The following is a 22850-nucleotide window of genomic DNA, read 5'->3' on the forward strand; positions in this document are numbered from 1 at the left end:
CATATCACCTACTTGATTCCTGAATGTGCCATTGTATCCATCACTTTAGATTGCATTAAAATAAAGATAATGAGATTTGGCAAAAACATAATAAGTGACGCAGCAGCTGCCATCCCTTGACCCGCAACTCCATTCGAATTCGCAGTTAATGTGTTCATGTAAAAAGCAAATGTTTTTAAAACATCATTGTTTATATAAGTAGTTGATGTATCCGCAGAATTCCAAACGGTTTGAAACGATAAAATAACAATCGTGGCAATGGCAGGTTTTATCAAAGGTAAAATAATTTTATGATAAATTTGCCACTCTGTAGCTCCATCGATTCTAGAAGCATCAATCAATTCATTTGGTATCTGATCAATGAATTGTTTCACCAAAAATAAACCAACTGGAACTGCTAAGTATGGAAGAACATGTACAAAAAAGTTATCTATTAAACCAAGTTTTTCAATAATTAAATACCTAGGAATCATAACAGCGATTCCTACAAACATTAACGCAATTGTATTGATTTCGTTAATGGTTTTTTTCATCTTAAAATTCAATTTAGATAAAGCGTATCCTGCCATGGTTGAAATCAAAACGGATGCAAACAAGACTAATCCCGTGACAATAATACTGTTGAATAAATACCTACTCATTGGAATTCCTGAAGATCCGGTTACTTGAAATAAACTAACAAAGTTTCCTAAGGTTGGTTGTTCCACAAAAAATCTTGGAGGATAATAAAACAATTCTTCTAATGGTTTAAAAGCATGGTTAAAGATATAGACTAGAGGAAGTAACATAAATAATGCTATTGGCATAATAATTAAAATATAACGTATTTGGCTCTTATGGAATCTCTTCGGATTGATTTTAGTTCCTTGGAATTTTTGTTTTCTCATTCGTCTTTACTTCCAAACAGTTTAAAAGCAAATCGACTAAACAAATAAACAATCAATAATAAAATCACCGAAAGAGCTGCCGCATATCCCATTTCATATTTATAAAAACCATAATATTCAATGTGATTTACGATTAATTGCCCTGCATATTGTGGTGTCGGATTCGAGCCAGAAAGCGCCACCCCTATTCCTGAAGCAGAAAAGGTTCCAACAATTGCCATGACTGCCCCAAATAACATTTGAGGTTTTATTGAAGGAATGGTAATATAAATCATTTCTTGAAACTTATTCTTAATACCGTCAATATATCCCGCTTCATAAAGTTCTTGGTTCACATTTAAGATACCTGCAAGCATTGCTAAAAATCCAACTCCCATTGAACTCCAAAGCGTTACAACAATCATAATTGTTAATAAGAAATCCTGAGACTGAAGCCAAATAATCGGTTCAACAATAATTCCTAAATTGAGCAAAACACTATTTAGATATCCGGTATTATCTCCCGCAAAAATGACTCGCCATAAAACGCCCATCGTAACTCCCGATGTCAAAGAAGGTGAGTATATAATCAAAGCTAAAACCGTTCTAATTCTTGGAGCGAGTTGAGCTAACATCCAAGCAAGCAAAAAAGATAAAATATAGCCGCCAGGCCCAACAATAATAGCGTATTTGAGCGTGTTAGGAATGACATATTGCATAAACACATCATCATTCGTCAAAATGTTGATGTAGTTTCCAAAGCCAATCAAGATTGGAGCTCTTACCGTATCAAAATAGGTAAACGATAAATAAATAGCAGCAATGACTGGAATGACTATGAAGATTGAAAACATAATTAAATAAGGAGAAACAAATAAATAAGCAATCGTATGTTGATCTTTTAATCCTCTTGATTTTTTCGCTTTCAAGCGATAAAGTAGACTATTCAGAAGAATCACTTCCCGTCAAAGAAAGCCACTCTTCAATTTGAGAAAGAGACGCCTTTTCATAAGCCATTATAATATTTCCATATTTATCTACGTATCCAAATTCAGACATTTTTTTCATGATTTCTTTATTCATTTTAATAATGCCATCATTTAAACCAACTCTTAAATTTTCTCGATTTATGACCACGCTATTCCATAAATTGGATATTTCAAGTTCCACTTGATAAGAGCCGGGAACCTTTGGTAATTCTTTTAAATAAGTCCATTGCTCCAAAACGATAGCTAAATCATCAGCGTTCATGTTTAAAGTTTGAAACGCTTCAACATTGGCGCTGTTCCATAGGTACTCTTTTCCTAAAGTAGATAAGAGTAAAGAAGAAAAAGTGGATTGAGTATCTGTCGAAGACCACCATTTCAAAAATTCCCATGATTCGTTTAGTTTATCGGTGTTTTTAAAAATCATATTTGCCGTTTGCGCACCTGTTGCACTGCGATCAATCGTTGAGTCTTCTTGTTCTATTCCTGGAAGCAAAGCTATTTTCCAAAGTCCTTGGATGTCTGGTGCTGCATTTAGTAATGTTGTATACATTCCAAAGTCACCTACACCAATAGGACAAAGTCCAAGACGAAAATCATTATAAAAACTTGAAACAGTCACGTCAACACTATAAATGGTATAAAGCTCTGTCATCATTTCTAAAGCATTTACCGTTTCTTCGTTATCAAGTGACACAGTAAAAGAATCTTCCGAATAAATAGAGGATCCATATTGAAATAAGAAAGGAAGAGTTGCATCAAATGATTTTAAAGATGTTGCGCTGGAAAGAGGTAGATAAAAATTCATTCCATATCGTTTTAATATAGGCATCATTTCTGTAACATCGTCCCAAGTAGATGGAACTTCAAGATTTAACGCACTTAAGATATCGGTTCTATAAAATAATACATAGAAATTTTCTGTATCTGGTAATCCATATAATCCAGAATCATACATTAAAGGAATTAAAGATTCTGCTTGATAGTACCCTATAACTGTTGCAAAATCTTCATCATCAATAAAGGCAGTTAAATCTTGAATGGCTCCTCTAATCCCTAAATCATAAGGCAACCAAGATGCAACACCTAATGCGACATCTGGATTTGTTTTCGCTGAATTCGCGAGAATTAATTTTCCTTCTGCTGCCATCACCGATACTTTTACTTTAATAGAAGTATCTACTGTGAATGTGTCATCAATCATTTTTTGAATCAAATCTACGTATTGTTTCGGTCGATTAATCCAAACTTCTAATTCATCTTCGGCGATATCGCTCGAAAATCGTTGATCAAAAAATGAAATAAAGAATCGTTGTATGTTTACCCACACTCTAACAAAGAAATTGGAATTCGCCTTGGGCAGATCAAACGATGTATGTACATAAAACTTATCCATATCAAGTGAACTATTTAGAATTAAAGAAATTGTATTTCCAAGGGTAGCAGCCACCGAAGAGGATGATGTCGAAAGCAAAGAAAGATTCTTAGGAATGTCATTTGGATTATCCGCAAGATATCTTAAATTCCGAATGGCTATTTTTATACTTGATTCAGCCTCTGATAGTTTATTTGTCTTTGATAATTGTGCTAAATAACTTTGGTAGTACTCTAATACATTTGCAATTTCATTTAAATCAGAAACGATTGTTGGTAAAAATTCGGTTATTTCCCAATCTCTATCTTCATCGATTTGATTTCCGGTTAATTTTTTGATGCTTAATGTTAATTGATTCACATATTTTAAAATATCCTGAATTTCGAAGTATGCCTCCATATAAGGACTTAAATTAACCGATAAAGATACTTCATTTACCCCTTCTTCAAAATATATAAGATAAGGAGCATCTTGCCCTACTGTATAATTTTGCCAAGAATTATCGTATTCAATTGGCAAAGAGTAGGCTTCTTCAAAAGGAACTTCTCCATTGATTCTAAGTGTCCTATAAACAACTCCATTTACCATAGAAGACTGTAGCACTTTAAATGTTAAATAATAGTATCCTGCCTGTTCGACCACAACTTCATAAGTAACAGATTCTCTTTCTGAATTAAATGTCGCCCCAGAAAGCATATTTAATTTTAAATATCGAACTGAAAAAGGAGTCACATAAACGCTTCTAGAAATTCCTGCTTGAATACTTGAAGAATTTTTAATCTTAGGAAGTTCTGCTTCAACTTCTTCGAAAAATTCGCTTGTAGAAACAATTCCTCCATTAATATATTCTTCATAGGAAACAGATTGTTCTTTTCCCGAAACAAATACATCCCCCACTAAAAAATCGCCTTTGATTCGTTCAAACGTAATTTCATTTTCTCCTTCTTCTAATAAAAAGAGTAATGGCTGTGAAAAGAGTCCCATAGGGTCAAAAAAGTCTTGACGAATCCAACTACTTACTTGCAAGATGTTTCCATAAAAGTCATTTCCATATCGATCAATTGAAAATTCTTGACTTTCATTTTCCCAAAGTTTATATAAAATAATTTGTGAAGCTTCGGTATATTGAATTTCTCCATTCACATAAATCATCATTTCTAAATCCAAGTAATCCTCAGATAAAGAATAAAAATCCAAAGCAAATTGATAGAGGCCTTTAGAATCAGTTGAAACCGTAAAGTTAATTTTCGTCTCATCAATCCATTCATATACTGGTGATGTATAATCAAAACTATTTTCAATACTAGTAAGAGCTAACCCCGAAAAGTCAGATGGAAGGATTGTAGAAGTGAAATTGGAGTTGTCTAAAAATTCTTCATTTTCCCATGAAGAAAGCATTTCTTTGTAATTACCAGTCAGCAAAAGACTTGTATCTGTGTCTTCAATTACTGTATCTGCAAATACTAAATGCATCGATAGATTGACAATCCCCATGAAAAGGAAAAGGACTAGAATGAAACTTTTCCTCACAACTTCCACCTCGCTTTCTAAAGTCACTTTATTTCTTTATTCAGTTACACCAAGTTTTTGAAATACTGCCGCTCTTGCGATACTTAAAGCATCATTTGCAATTTCATTCCAAGAAGTTTTAACGTCTGCATAATTAACGGTACCTGCACGCACTTTATCAAATAATTGTCCTAAAGTCGTTTCTGCATCGTATACTTCGGTCCATCTTGCTTTTATGTATCCCGGAACGTATTTATTTGGTTCGAGAATATAATTGTCATATTCTACTACTTTTCGAAGTTCTGTAAAACTAGAATAGATTGCAAAGAAAGCATCAAGTAATTCTTCATCCGGTTGTAAAGGAGTCATATTTAATGCAGCAATATCTAGTTCTTCATCAGTTGAGAATGCTATTCTTTGTAAATATCCATCTTTTCCAAATGACATCCATTTAGAAAGTAAATACGCTTCTGTCAAATGTTGAGTTTGAGAAGAAATACACATCAAATCTAAAACAATAGGTATTTGATGAGCGTCATCTGTACCAGGAGTACCAATGAAATCAACTTCAAAATCGTAATCAAGCATAGATCCTATAATAGGTGTATATTCCCAGTATGCTGCAAGTTGACTAGATTCCCAAGCATTTGTTGTTCCAAAAGCTGCTAATTGTTCTTCTGGCGTCATAGCATCATATACAAATGTTTTATCTTGCATCAACGTTTGATAAAGCGTAAGCGTTGTTTCAAATTCAATTCCATCTAAATGTAGTAAAGTTCCATCATATGTATACCATCCTAATTCGGAATTTAATTGAGCTGGATACCATTCTAACATTCTATCAAGTCCAACAATACCTGCAATTCCAGTTCCATTTGTTACATTATGATTGGCAACATCTTTGATTTTATCTACAAATTCAGAAAATGTGTCTTCAAATAAAGGTGCATCTGCATTTTCATTTTCAAAGATTGTCTTATTTATGTAATATCCAAAATAGTAGACTGCGTAAGGCAATGCCATCAATTTTCCACCATAATTAGCGGCTTCTCTGATGTCTTCTGAAATGTTCATAAATTCAGGATCATTGTGAGCAATTTCAGTGACATCTTTTGCCCAGTTATTCATAATAGTTGTTTCAGTTGAATCGGTAAAAAATACATCAGGAAGAGATCCTTGTGCGGCTCTCGCACCTAAAAACTCATTCCAATTTTGATCAATTTCTGATGTTCCTGTTGAATCTGGAACTTTTGGTCTTTCAATAATTTCTACAGTAATCCATGGATATTCTTCCATAAATGCATCAATCATAAGTCGCTCTAAATTAACTGATTCTACTGTTCCTAAATTCCATGCTGCATACGTAATTGTAACTGGAGTATTAGAAGTTGTAGTTTCGGAAGTATCAGATCCACTTGTTGTCGTAGTGGTTGTTGTCAATTCAGTACATGCAAACAGACTAAAACTAAATACAATTACTAAGATAAACCCTACTATTTTTTTCATTATTCTTTTGTCTCCTTTTATATTATAGTGACCATTATTTGATGAGTAAGATGATCCTTAAAATCTGGCAATATGTTTCCTTTTATTTCTTTTCCATCCACAATTACTTTCTTGCTTTTTCCTCTTTGAACTTCAATGTTGTATATTGCATTTCTAAATTTTCTACTATATTGGTATCCAGTCCACTTTTTAGGAATGACTGGCTCGATTTTTAGACCAGTGTAGGTTGCTTTAACTCCTAATATATCTCTAACAGCTACCCGGTGTAACCATTGTGCGGATCCGGTGTACCAACTCCATCCACCTCTTCCATAGTAAGGAGAAATAGGCCCATCTGAATTTCCACAAGTTACGTAAGGTTCAGCAAGGTACCTATCAGGATCTACCGTACGATTTGGAGGACAAATCCCTTTATATGCTTTGTAAGCTAATTCAGGGAATCCTGCTTTTGCAAAAGCCGAGACTGCCCAAGTAGCTGCATGAGTGTAAACACCACCATTTTCTCTTAATCCAGGAGCGTATCTTGTTACATATCCAATATCAGATCTTGGTTTTGTAAAGGCTGGAAAATTGAGTAAAGTTCCGTATTCTCTTAACAAAAACTTATCAATGGAATTAACAACTTTATTGATTCTGTTTTTTGGTAAAATATCGCTTAAGATTGCCCATGAGTTTGGCATTAAAAAGATTTTTCCTTCTTCATTATTGTTAGAACCAAGTGGATATCCATCATCTGTCGTTGCTTGAAGATACCATTCACCATCCCAACCATACTCATTAAACGTTTTTTGAATTTGTAAGGCATATTTTTTCATATTTTCTATGAAACTTAAGTCGTTTTTCATTTTAGCAAAACGTTGAAAACTATTGAGTATCATAAAGAGGAAGGAAGACATCCAAAAAGACTCGCCTTTCATTTTATGACCAACAGCGCTCAATCCATCGTTCCAATCATGAGCTCCCATTAAAGGGACTCCTCTATCTGAAAATCTAGTTAGAGATTTTAAAATGGCTCTTTTACAATGTTCATACATCGATGCTTCGCTTTGATCAACAAATGGAACAATTTCATCTAATATGCTATAATCTAAAGTTTCTTCAATATAGGACTCCATTATGAAAGGAAGCCACAATAAATCGTCTGAACAATTCCCTCTTGCGCCCCATCCTTGATAAGTTACAAACCAGTGATAGACATCGCCTTCAAAGAATTGTCTTGAAGCATGAAGAAGCAATTGTTTTTTTGTAAGTTCAGGTTTTGATTCTAGAAAAATTAAAGCATCTTGAAGTTGATCTCTAAATCCATAGCCTCCGCTTGTTTGGTAATAAGCCGTTTTTGCCCAAATACGGCAACTAATAGCTTGATATTTTGAAAATGTATTTGTCATAATGTCAAACGCTTTATCTTGAGTTTCAACGTGATCTCCACTTAGTAAATCTTTCCAAAATTCTTCTACTTCTTTAAACGCTTTTAAGGAAGCTTCAGGATTTGTATATTGTAAGATTAATGAATCGGGATTTTCATATTCCTGATCAATATTTAAGATTTCTTTCTTTCCAAGAGAAGTTACTCCGATTGTAAAGACAACTACAATTTCTTCGTTTGGACGCAAAGTAAATTCGCTTTGTAAAGAAGCCACTGGATCTCCGAATCGTCCTGCTTTATTTGATAACATTGGTTTTTTCATTGCAAGTGGATCTCTTTCAAGGCCATACATCCCAATAAAAGCTTCTTTGTCTGTTTCAAAAGATTTAACTGGTAAATTAACCGCATGAAATCCAACAAAATCCCAATCAACATTATTTGCTAATCCATCTTTATCGCCAAATCCCCAGTTGTATTTTTTTAATTTAATCGCCTTAAGAGATTCATCATAAGAGGTATCCATAAATAGTTTATGAAATTCACGATGTTCATCAGGATGAATTCCCGCTTCCCACTCAAAATAAGAAGTGATATCTAACCGTTTGATTTTATTGCTTTTATTTTTAATTTTAATTTCAATAATTTCTAAAGGTTTTCCGGGTACAACAAACATTTTCATTTCGGACACAACATCTTCTACTTGGTATTTAAAAATAGAATACCCAATTCCGTGTCTCACTTCAAAATGTTGATACTCTTTTTGAACGGGCTGAAACGTTAATGACCAAAAATTTCCAGTGTCTATATTTCGTAAATATAAATATTTACCGTAATTATCTTTAATAATATCTTGATATAGTCTTGTAAGTCGATTTTGCCCAGCGTTTCCTCTCCAAGAGCAACCGCCACCTGTTTGAGATACCATAAACGAGTAGTCGCTATTTGAAATCACATTAATCCAAGGTTTTGGCGTTTTTGGATCTGTGATGATATATTCCAATCCATTATTACTAAAATGTCCGTATTTATTTGCATACATAGTATCAAACTCTCCTATCGAAACGTTTCAATAAAGATTACATTTTTATTATATCACAAGTTATTTTCTCTTACAAGCGTTTTCATAACCATAATAAAAAAATAATCAGAAATAATCTGATTATCAAAATGAATCTCGAAACATTAAAGTGCCTTGTTGCTTCTCAATGTGTACTATTTCTTTTTTCAACAAACTTACTACTGTGTTTGCAATTGCTTTTCCCCAGAAAAAGTGATCAATTCGAATGGACGATAATTTCGGGTTAACATACCTTGCTAATTCAATATCATCAAATCCAGAAATGCCAAAATCATTTGGTATTTCTTTACCTATTTTTTGAAAAGTTTCCATAATTCCAATAGCCATTTCATCATTTGCACATACAAAGATGTCTGGCAAATCAATATTGTTTTGAATGATATAATTTGCAATTTCTATGCCTGATTCTTTCGTAAAATTTCCACAATATTCTGAATGCAATTCAATGTTTTGTTCGTTTAATCCTTCCATAAATCCCGAAAAACGAGTTATGTTATCATAAGTATCTTTTACTCCATGAACAAAAGCGGGTTTCACATAGCCTTTTTTAAGAATTTGTCGTGTCATTAAAAGCATCGCATTATGATTGTCAATTGTCATATTAAAAATATTAATATCGTGAAGTCTTCGATCCAAAACGATAATCGGTCTAAAGTTTTTTGCCAGTTGAATTAACGACTCGTCCGTTATATGAATGTCTGTAATAATAGCTCCGTCAGCGGAACGTTCTTTTAATAAGCTATTTGATGAAACTCCAGTAGATACAATCATGGTGTACCCGTTTTTTGCCAATTGATGTTGAATTCCATCTAATAATTCATGATAAACTGGCCCACCAAAATCTGAGATGGCAACTAAAATGGTATCGGTGTTTCTTTTTTTAAGGTTTCTGGCAGCTGCCATAGGAAAATATCCGATTTCTTCGGCGATTTGCTTAATTCTATTAGCGGTAATATCGGGAATTCTTTTATCATTGTTTAAAGCATAAGAAACCGTAGATATAGAACAACTCGCTGCTTTTGCAACATCTTTGATTGTAGACATTTTATTGTTTCCTCTCAAAATTTAATTTTTGAAGTGCTTTTTGAATTAAAGGATGCTTCATATAGTATTTCCAAGTGGTTCCATGTAAATAATTATCTATCATCAATAAAGAAATCCCTTTATTGATTCCCACATAATCTTTACTTATCCAAGTTTTCTTTTTGTTTTGCTTTAAGATTCCATCAGTAAAGCCATAATCTTGAAATGATTTTGGATAGAGTTTATAAATTTCTTCTATTGCCATTTTAGATTCATTCGGTGTAAAAACGATAGATCCTAAACTTCCGCACGGAGGCAAAACTCCAAAGACGTGTTCTTCTTTCGGTTTCAAATCATTTGGATCGATGCATTGATTTCGATACCCTTTAGGTGTTAAACAAGCCGTCAACCCCCAACAAGTTTCACTTATTGTTTTATATTGATCTTGGTGGTTTTTGCACCATCTTTGATTAGCGAGAGTTGCTATTTTCGAATTTTCAAACCAATCAATACCACTAGCATCTGTTATCGTTTTAAAATCCAACCAAGCATGTGAAAATTGATAAACAAAAAGAGCGTTTGTTGGAGAGTAATAATACTCAAATTCATCATATTTCCCAAGTTTTCTTTCAAACCCATTAAAAAGTGCTAATGCATCAGTTTTGGAAATATCACCACTTGCTGCGGCCAAAAAATACATTGAAAGTTGTTCTGCATACATATGCCATTGATAAATCCATGGGTCGTTGGACTCGCCTCTATAATCACCACCAGATATTGGATTATAGGCCATTCTAAATACCTTTTTTCCATTGAAATCATGAATGAATTTTCCCCAATTCACCCTTTGAAATATTCGTTGAAATAATTCGTGAATTTCAACCTCATCAAAATAAGCATCACAAGTTAAAGCTCCATTTAAAAATAGAGTAGTATCTATGGTTGAAAATTCAGATTTTCGAAATGGTTTTCCCGAAGTCATGTCAACAAAATGAAGAAAGAATCCTTCATAATGATCGATGTTTGTATCAAAGGTTTGTAATGTTTTTATAACTCGTCTTTTTCCTTCTTCATATGTAATATATCCATTTTCAACGCCTATCACATATGCACTAAGACCATATCCAACAGACGCCACAGACGCCATGTCTTTGTCTTTTGTGTTATCACGAATTAAGCCATATCCTAAAGAGGATTCATCGTTGTTTGTTTCGTTCATAAAATACAAGAAACTATGATATAATTCTGATTCAAGTAGTGACATATTTTCCTCCAACGCTTTAATATTTTATTGTTTTAATTCAGCCAAAAATCTTTTTGCAAAACCGTGTTTGAAGAAGGTCCTATCATAAGGCAAAAACGACCCATCTCATATGTTTTACTTCCATCATCTATTGTATACATCAAATCATTTATCGTAATGTCAAATGTAACCGTGAGAGTTGAATGCCGATTAATCCATATTTTTTTAAATTGCTTTAATTCTTTTACTGGTCGACAGATTGATGCAGTATAATCGCGGATATATACTTCTACGATTTCAAAGCCTTCAAACGTACTATCATTTGAAATTGTAATCGAAGCATGAAGCGTTTCTTGAGATGTTATTTTTAGTTTGTCTAATCTTAAATCTTTATAAGTTAACTTTAAATAACTAAGCCCAAATCCAAATGGAAACAGTGGTTCGTTCGAAACATCAAGGTACCTTGACACGAATTCATTATCATCATTGGGTCCAATATAAGGCCGTCCTGTATTCAAATGATTATAATAGATAGGAATTTGTCCAATGCTTTTAGGGAAACTCATTGGTAGTTTACCAGACGGATTAATTTTTCCTGTTAATACATCTGTAATGGCTTCAGCTGTTTTTGAGCCTAAAAACCAAGTCTCAAGAATAGCATCGGCATCTAAAATATTTTCTAGAAGTAGTGGTCTTCCATTAAACAAAATGACTAGAACTTTTTTACCTAAAGCTTTTACCATATTAACTAATAAATCTTGTTTTGAAGGTAGGTGAATATCAGATAGAGAGTGCGCTTCTCCGGACAACCGTTCGTTTTCACCAATAGCAACTATTACCACATCAGCTCTTTGGATTTGTTTTATATCCTTTAACGTATAATCTAATAAACTGATACTATCCTTTACAAAAATCAAACGTTGGTCCGCTTTAATAAGAGCCTCTTCAAGCGTCGTATTTGTGTCTCTTCTTCCATGCCAACTCCAAGGTCCAACTGTCGCTCTAGATGTAGAATATGGCCCGATAAGTGCTAAAGTCGCACCTTTTGTCAAAGGTAAAATGTCTTCATTTTTTAAGAGAACCATTGATTCATGCGCTACTTTTAAACTTGCCTCTAAATGACTTAAAGATAAGACAAGATTTTTCATTGATTCGTTTTCGATTCCTTTAAATGGGTTCTCAAACAAACCTAAATCTTTTTTTAATTCTAATATTCGAAGCACCGCTTCATCTAACAATGACATCTGTACTTGTTTTTTTTGAATAAGTGTTTCTAAGTGATTGCTATAGGCAGAAGATGACATTTCAATATCTAACCCCGCTGTGATTCCCTTCAGCGCTACTTCTTCCATGTCTTCTGCATATCCATGAGCAATTATTTGTTTTAAAGAATCATAATCTGAAATGGTAACACCTTTAAAATTCCAAGTATCTCGCAAGACATCTCTTAGTAAATACTTGTTTGCGGTTGAAGGAACACCATCTATTACATTAAAAGCAGTCATCACCAGCCTTGCTCCCGCATCGATAGCTTTTTTATATCCTATAAAATATTGATCATGAAGTGTTTGTCTAGATAAATCAACTGTATTGTAATCTCTTCCACTTTCTGAAGCTCCATACCCTGCAAAATGCTTTACGCAACTAGCTAGAGAACCTACTTTTTCAATTCCATCATTTTGGTAACCCCTTACCATTGCTTCTGCATATTTTCCCGTTAAATATGGGTCTTCTCCAAATCCTTCTACCACTCTTCCCCACCTTGGATCTCTTGACAAGTCTGCCATTGGCGAAAAGGTCACATGAATTCCTGAAGTAGATGCTTCAAGCGCCGAAATTCTTGCAACGGTTTCTAAAAGCGATGGATTCCAAGAAGAAGCAAGTGCAATTGGAACAGGAAAAATTGTTTTATATCCATGAATAATATCTGCCATAAAGATAAGTGGAATCTTATGACGACTTTTCTCTAAATAGGTCTTTTGTACTAATATCATTTCTTCAGGACTACCCACTCCCAAAACAGATCCTGCTAAAAATATTAACTCTTCATTCAAATGAAGGTCTTCTACAGGACCAGATACTTCTTTCTTTAAATCTTTTACAAAGAAGAAAGGAGCTATTTGTAAAAGTTGACCGATTTTCTCTTTTGTGGATAATTGTTTTAATAAGTCTTTCATGAAATAAATCCTCTTTTCCTTGTATAAAGCGTATTAATGATTCTTATAATAAATTGCACAGTAATAAGGAGAAATCATCGTCTTATTAGATAGTTTTAATGAGGATTTATTTGTTAATAAACAATCCATGTCTTTAAACTCTTCTAAATCATACTCTGCTTCTTGATTATTAAAATGACCGATTACTAAAATAAGTTGCTCTTTGTACTTTCTAGTATAAGCAAAAAGAAAAGCGTCTTTTGGATAAATTAAATTGAAATCACCTAAATCGAAGACTGTATATGATTTTCGAATTTCAAATAGTTTCTTGTAAAAGAAAAAAACTCCATCTTGATCTTCTAAATCGAATGTTGCATTTATCTCTTTATAATTTGGATTAACCATAAGCCATGGATTTTCATCGGAAAAGCCTGCATATAATTGATTGTTCCATTGCATAGGAGTTCTTGAATTATCTCTGCTTTTTGCATAGATAGATTCCATAATGTCTTTCATTGGTACTTTTTTATCTAAAAATTCATGATACATATTTAAGGTTTCAACGTCTTTATATTCAGAAATGTTTTGAAAACGAACGCCTGTCATTCCAATTTCTTCCCCTTGATAAACATAAGGAGTTCCCTGCATTGAATAAAGAATTGTCGCCAGCATTTTCGCGCTTTCTTTGCGGTAGGAAAGATTGCCGAATCTAGATACAACACGTGGTTGATCATGATTTGAAAGGAACAGGCTGTTCCATCCATGATTAAAATTTGTTTTTTGTATTTTGTCAAAATAAGCTTTAAATTCTATTAAATCTAATTTTTGAAGCATCCATTTACCGCGTTTTGGAATTTCATCTAACGAAAGATGCTCGAATTGAAAAATCATGTTTAGTAAAGGCGCATTTTGATTGGTTATTTGCGCAGCTTTTTGAATCGAAAGAGTAGGCATTTCTCCAACAGTCATGATATTTCTTCCCTTAAAACAAGTATCATAAAGTTCTTTTAAGTTTTGGTCTAAAAAAGGACCATTTCCAATTTGAACATGTTCAATATCTTTTCCGATTAAATCGATGACATCTAACCGAAATCCATCGATTCCAAGATTCAACCAGTAATTAATCATTTCATAAATAACTTGTCTTAACTTTGGATTTTGCCAATTTAAATCAGGTTGTTTTTTACTAAATAAATGAAAATAATATTGTTTTGTATTTTCATCAAATTCCCAAGCAGAACCAGAAAACACAGATGATATGTCGGTGGGTTTGTCTTTCCATATATAATAATCTCTATATGGATTATCAAGTGATTTTTTTGATTCTTTAAACCAAATATGTTCATCTGAAGTATGGTTAACGACTAAATCCATAATCATCTTCATGTCTCTTAAGTGAACTTCTTTTAATAATTGTAAAAAATCTGAAAAGGTTCCAAAAACCGGATCAATTTGATAATAATCTGAAATGTCATACCCATTATCTTCCATCGGAGATTGATAAATCGGACTTAACCAAATAACATCAACCCCTAGATTTTTTATGTAATCTAATTTTTCGATGATTCCTAAAATATCACCGATTCCATCGTGATTGGAATCTTTAAAACTCAATGGATAAATTTGATAGACAACGGCTTTTTGCCACCACTTTACAGAATCATTCATATTCAAATTAAACTCCTTAAATCAGAAAATAGAAACGTTTCGATTTTCAATTCTATTTTACACGAGAAAATACAAAAATACAATTCTTTTCCTTAACAAAATCTATATTTTTTATCGTATTTAAATAGATCATTTTTAGAATAATGAATCAGTTTATCTTTATAAAATTAAAAAAACACAGGATGTGGTTCCTGTGTTTTTTGGTTTTGGCAGATTAACGTTTACTAAATTGTGGTGCTCTACGAGCGCCTTTAAGACCGTATTTCTTACGTTCTTTCACGCGTGGGTCTCTTGTGATTAATCCAGCTGGTTTTAAAATTTTGCGGTATTCAGGGTTTACTTCTAATAAAGCACGAGTAATTCCTAATCGAATTGCTCCCGCTTGTCCTATTAAGCCTCCGCCATTTACATTGACAGAGATGTCAAAAGTACTTTCGTTTGCAGTCAAAACTAAAGGTTGAGAGACATCCAAGCGGGCAAGTGATGAAGGGACATATTTTGTAAATTCTCTTCCATTAATCATTATTAACCCTTTACCAGGTCTCAATATAACTCTAGCAACAGCTGACTTACGTCTTCCTGTGCCGCGATACATTACTGATTTAGCCAATCTTGGTTCCTCCTATCCTTTCAATTCCATCACAACCGGAAGTTGTGCTTGGTGTTTGTGTTCTGGTCCTGCATAGACAAATAATTTTGTGTACGTTTGATCCCCTAATTTTCCTTTTGGTAACATTCCTTTGATAGCGAGTTCAACCATTCTAATTGGTTTCTCTTCCATCATAACTTTCGCTGTCTTAGTCTTTAAACCTCCAGGATAATTTGAATGGGTATAATAGATTTTATCATTCCATTTATTACCTGTTAATTCAATTTGACTAGCATTAATGACGATAACATAATCTCCACAATCCACGTGTGGTGTAAAAGTAGGTTTATGTTTTCCTCTTAAAACACTAGCGACTTCGGTAGCTAAGCGACCTAATCTTTTTCCAGCTGCATCTACTACAAACCATTTGCGTTCAATTGTTTGTGCATTTGCCATGTAAGTTTTCATTTTATTTCCTCCTTAATTTTTATTAAAGAGCTTGTGGGATCTAAAATAAAAAATGTACCTTAACTATAATATCATCTAGGGCCTTTTTAGTCAACTATTATCGATTCTAATTAATAATCTTTTTCGTGAATTTACCTTTGACTTTTGAGACTCCCGTCATTACTACAAACGCATTTGGATCAATCTCTTTTATAATCGCTAAGTATTTTTGGATTTCATGAGTTGAAATCACGGCAAAAATGACCGTTTTTTCTTGATGTGTATAAGCTCCAATAGCGTCAAGCATCGTCACTCCGTGTGGAAGTCTGGTCTTTAACTCATCCGCAAGTTCAATTCCACAAGTTGTAATAACTTCAAGTTTCATAAAATTATATCCTGTAAACACTTTATCTAAAACAATAGACGATATTAACTGAGACACGATGGTATAAATAGCTATATTAAGTCCGAAAATTAAGCCTGCAGCTAAGATAATTGCTCCATGAAAAATGATTTGATAAAACCCTACTGATTTTCCGGTTTTGATGCTCCAATATTGAAAAATAATTGAAGTTCCTCCGCCTGAAGTTCCTACATTATGTAAAATTCCATTCCCAAGCCCGCCTAACATTCCGCCAATGATGGCGCATGTTAGTATATCATTGCCTAAAATACTCTCTGGCACACGAAACAAAAAGATTACAGAGGCAATAATAACCGAAATAATTGTATAAACAATGAATCGTTTGCTTAATTTAAAATACCCAAATATAAGCAAAGGTATTTGTAAAACAAATGATAATATTCCAAGGTTGAGAATGACATTATTTGATGTGACTTGTTCAATTATATTAATGAAGAGTTGAGATAACCCAGTGATACCTCCGGTATACAATTTGGAGGGATCAATAAAAAACACAATTCCTAAAGCATAAATTGCCGTTCCAACAACGACTAAAAGCAAGGTTTTTGCTTCTTTTTTCATATCTAATTTATTCATAAGTTATTATTTAACGACATCTCCTGTATTTAACGAATTAGGTGCTTCAATGATATGTAAGGTATGATTTTCTGTTTCCCCACATAAAATCATGCCTTCGCTTAACTCTCCACGAAGTTTTACACTTTGTAAATTTATGACTACCAAAACTTTTTTATTTACTAAATCTTCCGGACGATAAAACTCAGCTATTCCGGATACGATTTGTCTTACTTTATCTCCAGTATCAATTTGCAATACTAATAATTTTTTAGCGTTTATATGTGTTTCGGCTTTTTCAATTTTTCCAACTACAACTTCAATTTTGTCAAAATCATCAATAGAAATTTCTGGTTTTAAAATTAATTCTTTTTTGTGTGTAGGGTTCATCATTTCTTTAATAACCTCAATTTCTTTTTCACTATCAAGTCGTGGAAAAAGATGATCTGCTTTTTTAACAACATGGTACTCTTTTTTTTCTCCAAATCCATACGTATCGAAAGTACGAAGCGTCTTTTCAACGTTTAGAGAATCAAAAATTTTATCACAGGATTCTATTAAAATCGGAATATATAAAATAGTTGCGGCACGTATAGCCTCTAATAGGTGATACATTACTGATTCTAACACACCAAGAAGTTCATCGTCTTTAGCTAAATCCCAAGGGGAAGTTTCATCGATTAACTTATTGGTTCTACTAACAAGTTTTGTGATTTCAAAAATAGCTTGGCTAACTTTTAAATCATTCATATAGTTTTGATAATTTTCAAAAGCAAACTGTATCATTTCTTCTAATTCGATTTCCACTTTTTTTAGTTCATGGTTATGATTTGTTTTTTTTACAGAACCCGAAAAGTACTTATTTACCATGCTAATGGTTCTGCTTATCAAATTGCCAAGATCATTTACTAAATCTGTATTGATTCTTGAAACAAAATCTTCAGGAGTAAATAATCCATCATTTGCATATGGAAGTTCTCGCACCACAAAATAGCGAAAAGCATCTAATCCATAACGACTAACAAGTGGTTCAGGATAAATGATATTTCCTTTTGACTTGGACATTTTTCCATCTTTCATCAAGTACCACCCATGAACAAATAATTTAAATTTAATCGGTATATGTAAAGCCATTAAGATTATCGGCCAATAAATTGCATGAAATCTTAAAATATCTTTACCAATTATGTGAACAATTTCATCACCATTCATCCAGAATTTTTGGAATAACCCATCCTTTTCTGAACCATAACCCAAAGCACTAATGTAATTTGACAATGCGTCAATCCAAACATAGATAACGTGTTTTGGATCGCTTTTGACTTTTACTCCCCAATCAAAAGCTGTCCTAGAAACACTTAAATCCGTCAATCCGGATTGAATAAATTTAACGACTTCATTCTTACGAGTTTCAGGAGTAATAAAATCAGGATTATTCTCAATAAAAGACAATAATTGATTGGAATATTTTGTTAGTCTTAAAAAATAGGTTTCTTCTTTTACAATGGAAGTTTCTCTTCCACAATCAGGGCACAATTTCCCGTCCACTAATTGAGTCGGAGTAAAGTATGATTCGCAATCTATACAGTAGTTTCCAACGTATTCTCCTAAATAAATGTCGTCTTGCGAAAGCAGTTTTTCAAAGATATTTTGAACAATATCTTCATGTCTTTTTTCAGTGGTTCGAATAAAATCATCGTTATTTATTTTGAGTAAAGACCACAAATCTTTTGCAAGAGTTGCGATATAATCTACGTATTCTTTTGGTGTTTTTCCATTTGCCTTTGCGGCTTCCTCAATTTTTAACCCATGTTCATCTGTGCCAGTTAAAAATCTAGTCTCATACCCTTGTAATTCTTTGTATCTTTTTAGAGTATCACATAGACAAGTAGTATACGCTGACCCAAGATGAAATTTACCGCTTGTGTAATAAATAGGGGTTGTTATATAAAAAGTTTTTTTCATTCTTCTGTCCTCGTTTCAAAAGCTTTATATAAAGTTCTTTTTTTAATTTCGTCGGCTTTATCTTTTCCTAAAACGTTTTTAATAATCTCAAACGCAAATTCATGTACTGCTCCTGCACCAATTCCGGTAATAATGTTTCCGTCTGTCACCACTAATGCGTTTTCTCTTATACCTTTTGGCATATATACTTCCGTTCCTGGAAAAGAAGTATAGTGCTTCCCATCCAGTAACCCAATCACTCCAAAGACACTTGGTCCTGCACAAATTGCCATCAACCATTTTTGTTGTTCACTAAATTTAATCACTAATTCTAAAGCACTTGGAGTATCTCTTAATACGTAGGCTTGCCTGCCTCCTGGTATAAAAATGCCATCATACTCATCGACATCAATTGAGCTCATTTTTGTATTTACAACCACTTCAGTCTGAAAAGCCCCTGTCACGGTTTTTTTTCCAAAAACACTAACAAGTTCCACTTCAATTCCGCTTCTTTTTAAAAGAGCGACGGTACCAATCGCTTCAATGTCTTCAAATCCGTCTGCTAATAAACATACAAAACGCATGAATAATCACCTCTTAAACAATCTATTATTATATCACTTTTTTAGTTTTTTTTCTAAATAATCTTGATAGATTTTATTTTTAGGAATTCGTGTCATTTGCGATACTTTTTTCATTGCTTCTGTTTTTGATAATCCTGAAGCAATAAAATAATCTACTTGTTCTACGAGACTAATATTTGTATCATATTCTACTTTAGAAACATAACCTTCTACTACTACTACCATTTCACCTTTTAATCCTTGTAATAAAGATAATTCAGATACTTTTCCCTTGATAACTTCCTCAAAGGTTTTTGAAATTTCTCTAATAATTGAAACAACTCTATCCCCAAACACTTGATAAATATCTTGAATCATTTCTTCTATACGGTGAGGGGTTTCATAAAACACCAATGTTTCTTCATGGTATTTTAAAGATTCTAATTCTTCAATTCTTTTAAGTTTTTTGGAGTCTAAAAATCCAAAAAAGAGAAAAGGGGTTGGCTGAATTCCTGACATTAACAAACCTGTAATAGCTGCATTAGCTCCAGGAAGACAAACAACGTTATATCCTTTTTCCATAGCGGCCTGTGCAATTTCATATCCAGGATCATTAAACAAAGGCATACCTGCATCACTCATTAATCCAATATGTTGACCCATTTCTAAAGCGCTTATAATTTCTTCTGTTTGAAGACGTTTGTTATGTTCGTGGTAACTTTTTAGAGGCTTATTAATTTCATAATGACAAAGCAATTTAGAAGACACTCTTGTATCTTCCGCATACAGAACATCAACGGATTTCATGATATTAATTGCTCTAAAAGTAATATCTTCTAAATTTCCAATTGGAGTTGGAATAAGGTAAAGAGTTGCTATATTATTTTGATAATGCAATTGTCTTTGCATATTAATCAACCCTTCCCAATACGAAATATTTTAAGAACATCTTCTGTGTATTCTCTTGCTTCATTGTAAATGTAAAGTGGCTCTAACAAATCAAGACTACCCGTTTTACCATTATTATTCGCTTCCAGTAAAACCATCATTGCTTTTTTTCCTTTAACAGGATAAACAAATCTCATCCTTTTTATCGCAAAATGATGTTTGTGAAGTAATAATATTATTTCTTCTAATCGTTCCACACGGTGAATAAAATGAAAAGAACCGCCAATTTTTAGCATTCTTTTTGCTTGAAGAATGATTTGCTCCAAATCGATTAAAACTTCATGTTTTGCGATGCTTACTGCATCTAATTTATTTGTAACGCTTGAAGGCGTGACTTTATAAAAGGGTGGATTACAACTAATGATATCAAAACTACTTGGTAAATAGTGCTCGTGTACGTTTAAAATATCAATATTATCAATTGTAATTTGGTGTTCAAGGTGATTATAAGATACACTTTTTTTCGCTAAAAAACAAGCATCTTCTAATATCTCAATTCCCACAATGGGTTTTGTTGTTCTTAAAGATAAAAATAAAGGAATGGGCGCATTACCCGTTCCGAAGTCCATGATGTTCTTAACTCTTGGGGTAATTCTAATAAAATCGGCCAAAAGTGCAGAATCCAAAGAAAAAGACAGCATGTCTTTTCTTTGGAAGATTTTTAATCCGTCATATCCTAGTAAATCATGAAGAACCTCTTCATTATTATTCATAACTATCACCAAATTTATTCTTCTAAATCTTTTAAGCTTTCTACATTTGCTTCCAAATCCTCTTCAATGGCTTTTTGTTTAAATTGAAGTTCTGACACATGGAATGTATGTGAACCTCCATTATCAAAATCAACTTTTGCCATTAATGTAACAAAATTAACTTGTGTAACTCTTCCTCTTCCATCTGGCGTTACAACGTAAGAATCAAGTTTTGGCATCATTTTTCGATATTCTTTATAATTAGAATCTTCGTAATTGATACAACACAAAAGTTTACCGCATAGTCCTGAAATATTGGAAGGATTTAACGATAAATTTTGATTCTTTGCCATTTTAATCGATACTGGTTCAAATTCTCCAAGAAAAGTAGTACAGCATGTTAATAATCCACATGGCCCAATTCCTCCAAGAACTCTAGCTCCATCTCTTGCGCCAACTTGTCTTAATTCAATTCTCAAATGAAACTCATTTGCTAAATCTTTGACAAGTTCTCTAAAATCTACACGTCCATCCGCATTAAAATAAATAATTAATTTTGAGCGATCTAATGTAAATTCACAGTTTAAAAGTTTCATATCCAAATTATTTTTAAACACGTAAGCTGATGTTTTTTCTAAAACAAAAACCTCGTGTTTTTTGTTATCTTCATATTGCATTAAATCTTCTTCAGTAGCTATCCGTAAAACGGGTTTTAAAGGGGACACTAAATCTGATTCTTGAATGGTTAAAATATCAGAAACTACAAATCCAAGTTCAATCCCTCTGATTGTTTCAACTACAACTTTGTCTTTGCTTTTTAAATCTATATTGTCAGTACTAAAAAAATATTTTTTCCCTAAACGATTAAATTGAATCGCTACGACTTGATACTCCATAATTAAAACCTCTTTCTAGATGAGCAAGCATTTTGTCAAACGCTAACTGGCTGTTGATATTATACTTTAATCTCGACTTTAACCCAAGCATTTTGTCTAGGTTGTCTTCAATTGTATTTTGACTAATCATTTCAGATAACTTTTCTATTGTGCTTTCTTCTGTGTTATAAATGATTTGGTCTAAATGCCTTAATTTGTAATTTAATAAATCTTTTTGATAAAAAATCATCAAAGTTAAAAAGTAATCAATCATATCACTTTTTGATAAAATCAAATCGTGATTTTCTTTGAACATAATTACCATTGATTGTTTTTTTTCTAAAAGTGATTTGTATAAATTTGTGACAAACTTAATTACTTGAACCATTTCGCTAGAATTTGCAATGCTTTCTGCAGCATCATAGTTATTTGTATATTCTGAGACAACACTTGCGACCAAAGGATCAACTTTTTTTTGCAATAAGTCTTTTTGTATTAAATGTTTATCTATTGGTTTAAAGTGTAACACTTGTGCTCTTGAAACAATTGTTTTTAGTAACACATTTATTTGATCTGTCACAAGGATTTGGTATATTTCATTTCCTGGTTCTTCCATTGTTTTTAATAACGTATTTGCGGATTCTTGATTAAAGCGATCTGCTTCATTAATAATATAAACTCGAGGTCCATCTTCAATCGCGGATTTCGAGAATTCATCTAATAATTCTTTTACTTGCTTCTTTTTTATAACTTCACCTTCTGCTTGAATATAAAAAACATTTGGATGTGTTAAATTATCAATTCTTTTACAATTATGGCACACTCCACAAGGATTGAATAATTCATCTTTGTCTTTACATAAAAGCGTTTTGGCAAGTAAAAAAGCTGTCTCGATTCTTTTGGTACCCAAAGGCCCTTCAAAAATATAGGCATGAGCTAGTTTGTTATATTTAAAGCTATTTATTAAAATACGAGAAATATCTTGTTGATATATGGATAATTGTTCCCATGATGATTCAAACAAAACTACCACCTCT

18 protein-coding genes are annotated in these 22850 nt (G+C 32.8%); all 18 read right to left on the minus strand.

The features are described 5' to 3' along the window. Nucleotides 1–8: 8 nt before the first annotated feature. The 18 genes from KJ971_06900 to KJ971_06985 all read right to left on the minus strand — a co-directional run bounded on the left by KJ971_06900 (nucleotide 9) and on the right by KJ971_06985 (nucleotide 22837). Nucleotides 9–887: a carbohydrate ABC transporter permease gene (locus KJ971_06900; protein MBU1145565.1), complete on the minus strand. Its 879-nt coding sequence runs from the start codon at nucleotides 885–887 to the stop codon at nucleotides 9–11. Then, entirely contained in the window at nucleotides 884–1720 is an 837-nt protein-coding gene (locus tag KJ971_06905) for a sugar ABC transporter permease (GenBank protein ID MBU1145566.1), read from the minus strand. Before KJ971_06905 ends, KJ971_06900 begins: the two co-directional genes overlap by 4 nt. Nucleotides 1721–1808: 88 nt before the next feature. Next, nucleotides 1809–4757 carry an extracellular solute-binding protein gene (locus KJ971_06910; protein ID MBU1145567.1) on the minus strand — a complete coding sequence of 983 codons (2949 nt, stop codon included), beginning with the start codon at nucleotides 4755–4757 and terminating at the stop codon, nucleotides 1809–1811. A 36-nt stretch (nucleotides 4758–4793) separates the two neighbouring features. Continuing rightward, complete coding sequence (locus KJ971_06915) at nucleotides 4794–6242, minus strand: hypothetical protein (GenBank protein ID MBU1145568.1); 1449 nt, start codon at nucleotides 6240–6242, stop codon at nucleotides 4794–4796. A 17-nt stretch (nucleotides 6243–6259) separates the two neighbouring features. Then, nucleotides 6260–8647 carry a glycosyl transferase family 36 gene (locus KJ971_06920; protein ID MBU1145569.1) on the minus strand — a complete coding sequence of 796 codons (2388 nt, stop codon included), beginning with the start codon at nucleotides 8645–8647 and terminating at the stop codon, nucleotides 6260–6262. Between the two features lie 123 nt (nucleotides 8648–8770). Beyond that, nucleotides 8771–9730 carry a LacI family transcriptional regulator gene (locus tag KJ971_06925; GenBank protein MBU1145570.1) on the minus strand — a complete coding sequence of 320 codons (960 nt, stop codon included), beginning with the start codon at nucleotides 9728–9730 and terminating at the stop codon, nucleotides 8771–8773. Nucleotide 9731: 1 nt separating this feature from the next. Continuing rightward, nucleotides 9732–10973, minus strand: coding sequence for a hypothetical protein (locus tag KJ971_06930; GenBank protein ID MBU1145571.1), 1242 nt, complete (start codon nucleotides 10971–10973; stop codon nucleotides 9732–9734). 32 nt (nucleotides 10974–11005) lie between these two features. After that, nucleotides 11006–13129, minus strand: coding sequence for a glycoside hydrolase family 3 C-terminal domain-containing protein (locus KJ971_06935; GenBank protein MBU1145572.1), 2124 nt, complete (start codon nucleotides 13127–13129; stop codon nucleotides 11006–11008). A gap of 33 nt (nucleotides 13130–13162) precedes the next feature. Further along, the gene (locus tag KJ971_06940; GenBank protein MBU1145573.1) at nucleotides 13163–14776 is read right to left on the minus strand and encodes an alpha-glucosidase; all 1614 of its coding nucleotides are present in this window, start codon (nucleotides 14774–14776) and stop codon (nucleotides 13163–13165) included. A 214-nt stretch (nucleotides 14777–14990) separates the two neighbouring features. Then, nucleotides 14991–15371, minus strand: coding sequence for a 30S ribosomal protein S9 (gene rpsI, locus KJ971_06945; protein ID MBU1145574.1), 381 nt, complete (start codon nucleotides 15369–15371; stop codon nucleotides 14991–14993). 27 nt (nucleotides 15372–15398) lie between these two features. Then, complete coding sequence (gene rplM / locus KJ971_06950) at nucleotides 15399–15821, minus strand: 50S ribosomal protein L13 (GenBank protein ID MBU1145575.1); 423 nt, start codon at nucleotides 15819–15821, stop codon at nucleotides 15399–15401. A gap of 118 nt (nucleotides 15822–15939) precedes the next feature. Further along, on the minus strand, nucleotides 15940–16812 hold the full coding sequence (locus KJ971_06955; GenBank protein MBU1145576.1) for a YitT family protein: 873 nt from the start codon (nucleotides 16810–16812) through the stop codon (nucleotides 15940–15942). A gap of 6 nt (nucleotides 16813–16818) precedes the next feature. After that, complete coding sequence (gene metG / locus KJ971_06960; protein MBU1145577.1) at nucleotides 16819–18756, minus strand: methionine--tRNA ligase; 1938 nt, start codon at nucleotides 18754–18756, stop codon at nucleotides 16819–16821. Then, a complete protein-coding gene (locus tag KJ971_06965) occupies nucleotides 18753–19319 on the minus strand; it encodes a DJ-1/PfpI family protein (protein ID MBU1145578.1) in 567 nt (188 codons plus the stop codon). Before KJ971_06965 ends, metG begins: the two co-directional genes overlap by 4 nt. A gap of 33 nt (nucleotides 19320–19352) precedes the next feature. Next, the gene (gene rsmI, locus KJ971_06970; GenBank protein MBU1145579.1) at nucleotides 19353–20207 is read right to left on the minus strand and encodes a 16S rRNA (cytidine(1402)-2'-O)-methyltransferase; all 855 of its coding nucleotides are present in this window, start codon (nucleotides 20205–20207) and stop codon (nucleotides 19353–19355) included. Between the two features lie 5 nt (nucleotides 20208–20212). Next, a complete protein-coding gene (locus KJ971_06975) occupies nucleotides 20213–20959 on the minus strand; it encodes a methyltransferase (GenBank protein ID MBU1145580.1) in 747 nt (248 codons plus the stop codon). A 14-nt stretch (nucleotides 20960–20973) separates the two neighbouring features. Then, entirely contained in the window at nucleotides 20974–21834 is an 861-nt protein-coding gene (locus KJ971_06980; protein ID MBU1145581.1) for a stage 0 sporulation family protein, read from the minus strand. Next, nucleotides 21803–22837, minus strand: coding sequence for a hypothetical protein (locus KJ971_06985; protein MBU1145582.1), 1035 nt, complete (start codon nucleotides 22835–22837; stop codon nucleotides 21803–21805). Before KJ971_06985 ends, KJ971_06980 begins: the two co-directional genes overlap by 32 nt. Between the last annotated feature and the right edge of the window lie 13 nt (nucleotides 22838–22850).

It is taken from the genome of Bacillota bacterium (assembly GCA_018818595.1).
Lineage (GTDB): Bacteria > Bacillota_I > Bacilli_A > Izemoplasmatales > Hujiaoplasmataceae > JAHIRM01.

Coding starts and splice junctions, on each gene's coding strand:
- KJ971_06900 (MBU1145565.1), bottom strand. CDS start 887: ATGAGAAAACAAAAATTCCAAGGAACTAAAATCAATCCGAAGAGATTC.
- KJ971_06905 (MBU1145566.1), bottom strand. CDS start 1,720: ATGTTTTCAATCTTCATAGTCATTCCAGTCATTGCTGCTATTTATTTA.
- KJ971_06915 (MBU1145568.1), bottom strand. CDS start 6,242: ATGAAAAAAATAGTAGGGTTTATCTTAGTAATTGTATTTAGTTTTAGT.
- KJ971_06920 (MBU1145569.1), bottom strand. CDS start 8,647: ATGTATGCAAATAAATACGGACATTTTAGTAATAATGGATTGGAATAT.
- KJ971_06925 (MBU1145570.1), bottom strand. CDS start 9,730: ATGTCTACAATCAAAGATGTTGCAAAAGCAGCGAGTTGTTCTATATCT.
- KJ971_06930 (MBU1145571.1), bottom strand. CDS start 10,973: ATGTCACTACTTGAATCAGAATTATATCATAGTTTCTTGTATTTTATG.
- KJ971_06935 (MBU1145572.1), bottom strand. CDS start 13,129: ATGAAAGACTTATTAAAACAATTATCCACAAAAGAGAAAATCGGTCAA.
- KJ971_06940 (MBU1145573.1), bottom strand. CDS start 14,776: ATGAATGATTCTGTAAAGTGGTGGCAAAAAGCCGTTGTCTATCAAATT.
- rpsI (MBU1145574.1), bottom strand. CDS start 15,371: ATGTATCGCGGCACAGGAAGACGTAAGTCAGCTGTTGCTAGAGTTATA.
- rplM (MBU1145575.1), bottom strand. CDS start 15,821: ATGGCAAATGCACAAACAATTGAACGCAAATGGTTTGTAGTAGATGCA.
- KJ971_06955 (MBU1145576.1), bottom strand. CDS start 16,812: ATGAATAAATTAGATATGAAAAAAGAAGCAAAAACCTTGCTTTTAGTC.
- metG (MBU1145577.1), bottom strand. CDS start 18,756: ATGAAAAAAACTTTTTATATAACAACCCCTATTTATTACACAAGCGGT.
- KJ971_06965 (MBU1145578.1), bottom strand. CDS start 19,319: ATGCGTTTTGTATGTTTATTAGCAGACGGATTTGAAGACATTGAAGCG.
- rsmI (MBU1145579.1), bottom strand. CDS start 20,207: ATGCAAAGACAATTGCATTATCAAAATAATATAGCAACTCTTTACCTT.
- KJ971_06975 (MBU1145580.1), bottom strand. CDS start 20,959: ATGAATAATAATGAAGAGGTTCTTCATGATTTACTAGGATATGACGGA.
- KJ971_06980 (MBU1145581.1), bottom strand. CDS start 21,834: ATGGAGTATCAAGTCGTAGCGATTCAATTTAATCGTTTAGGGAAAAAA.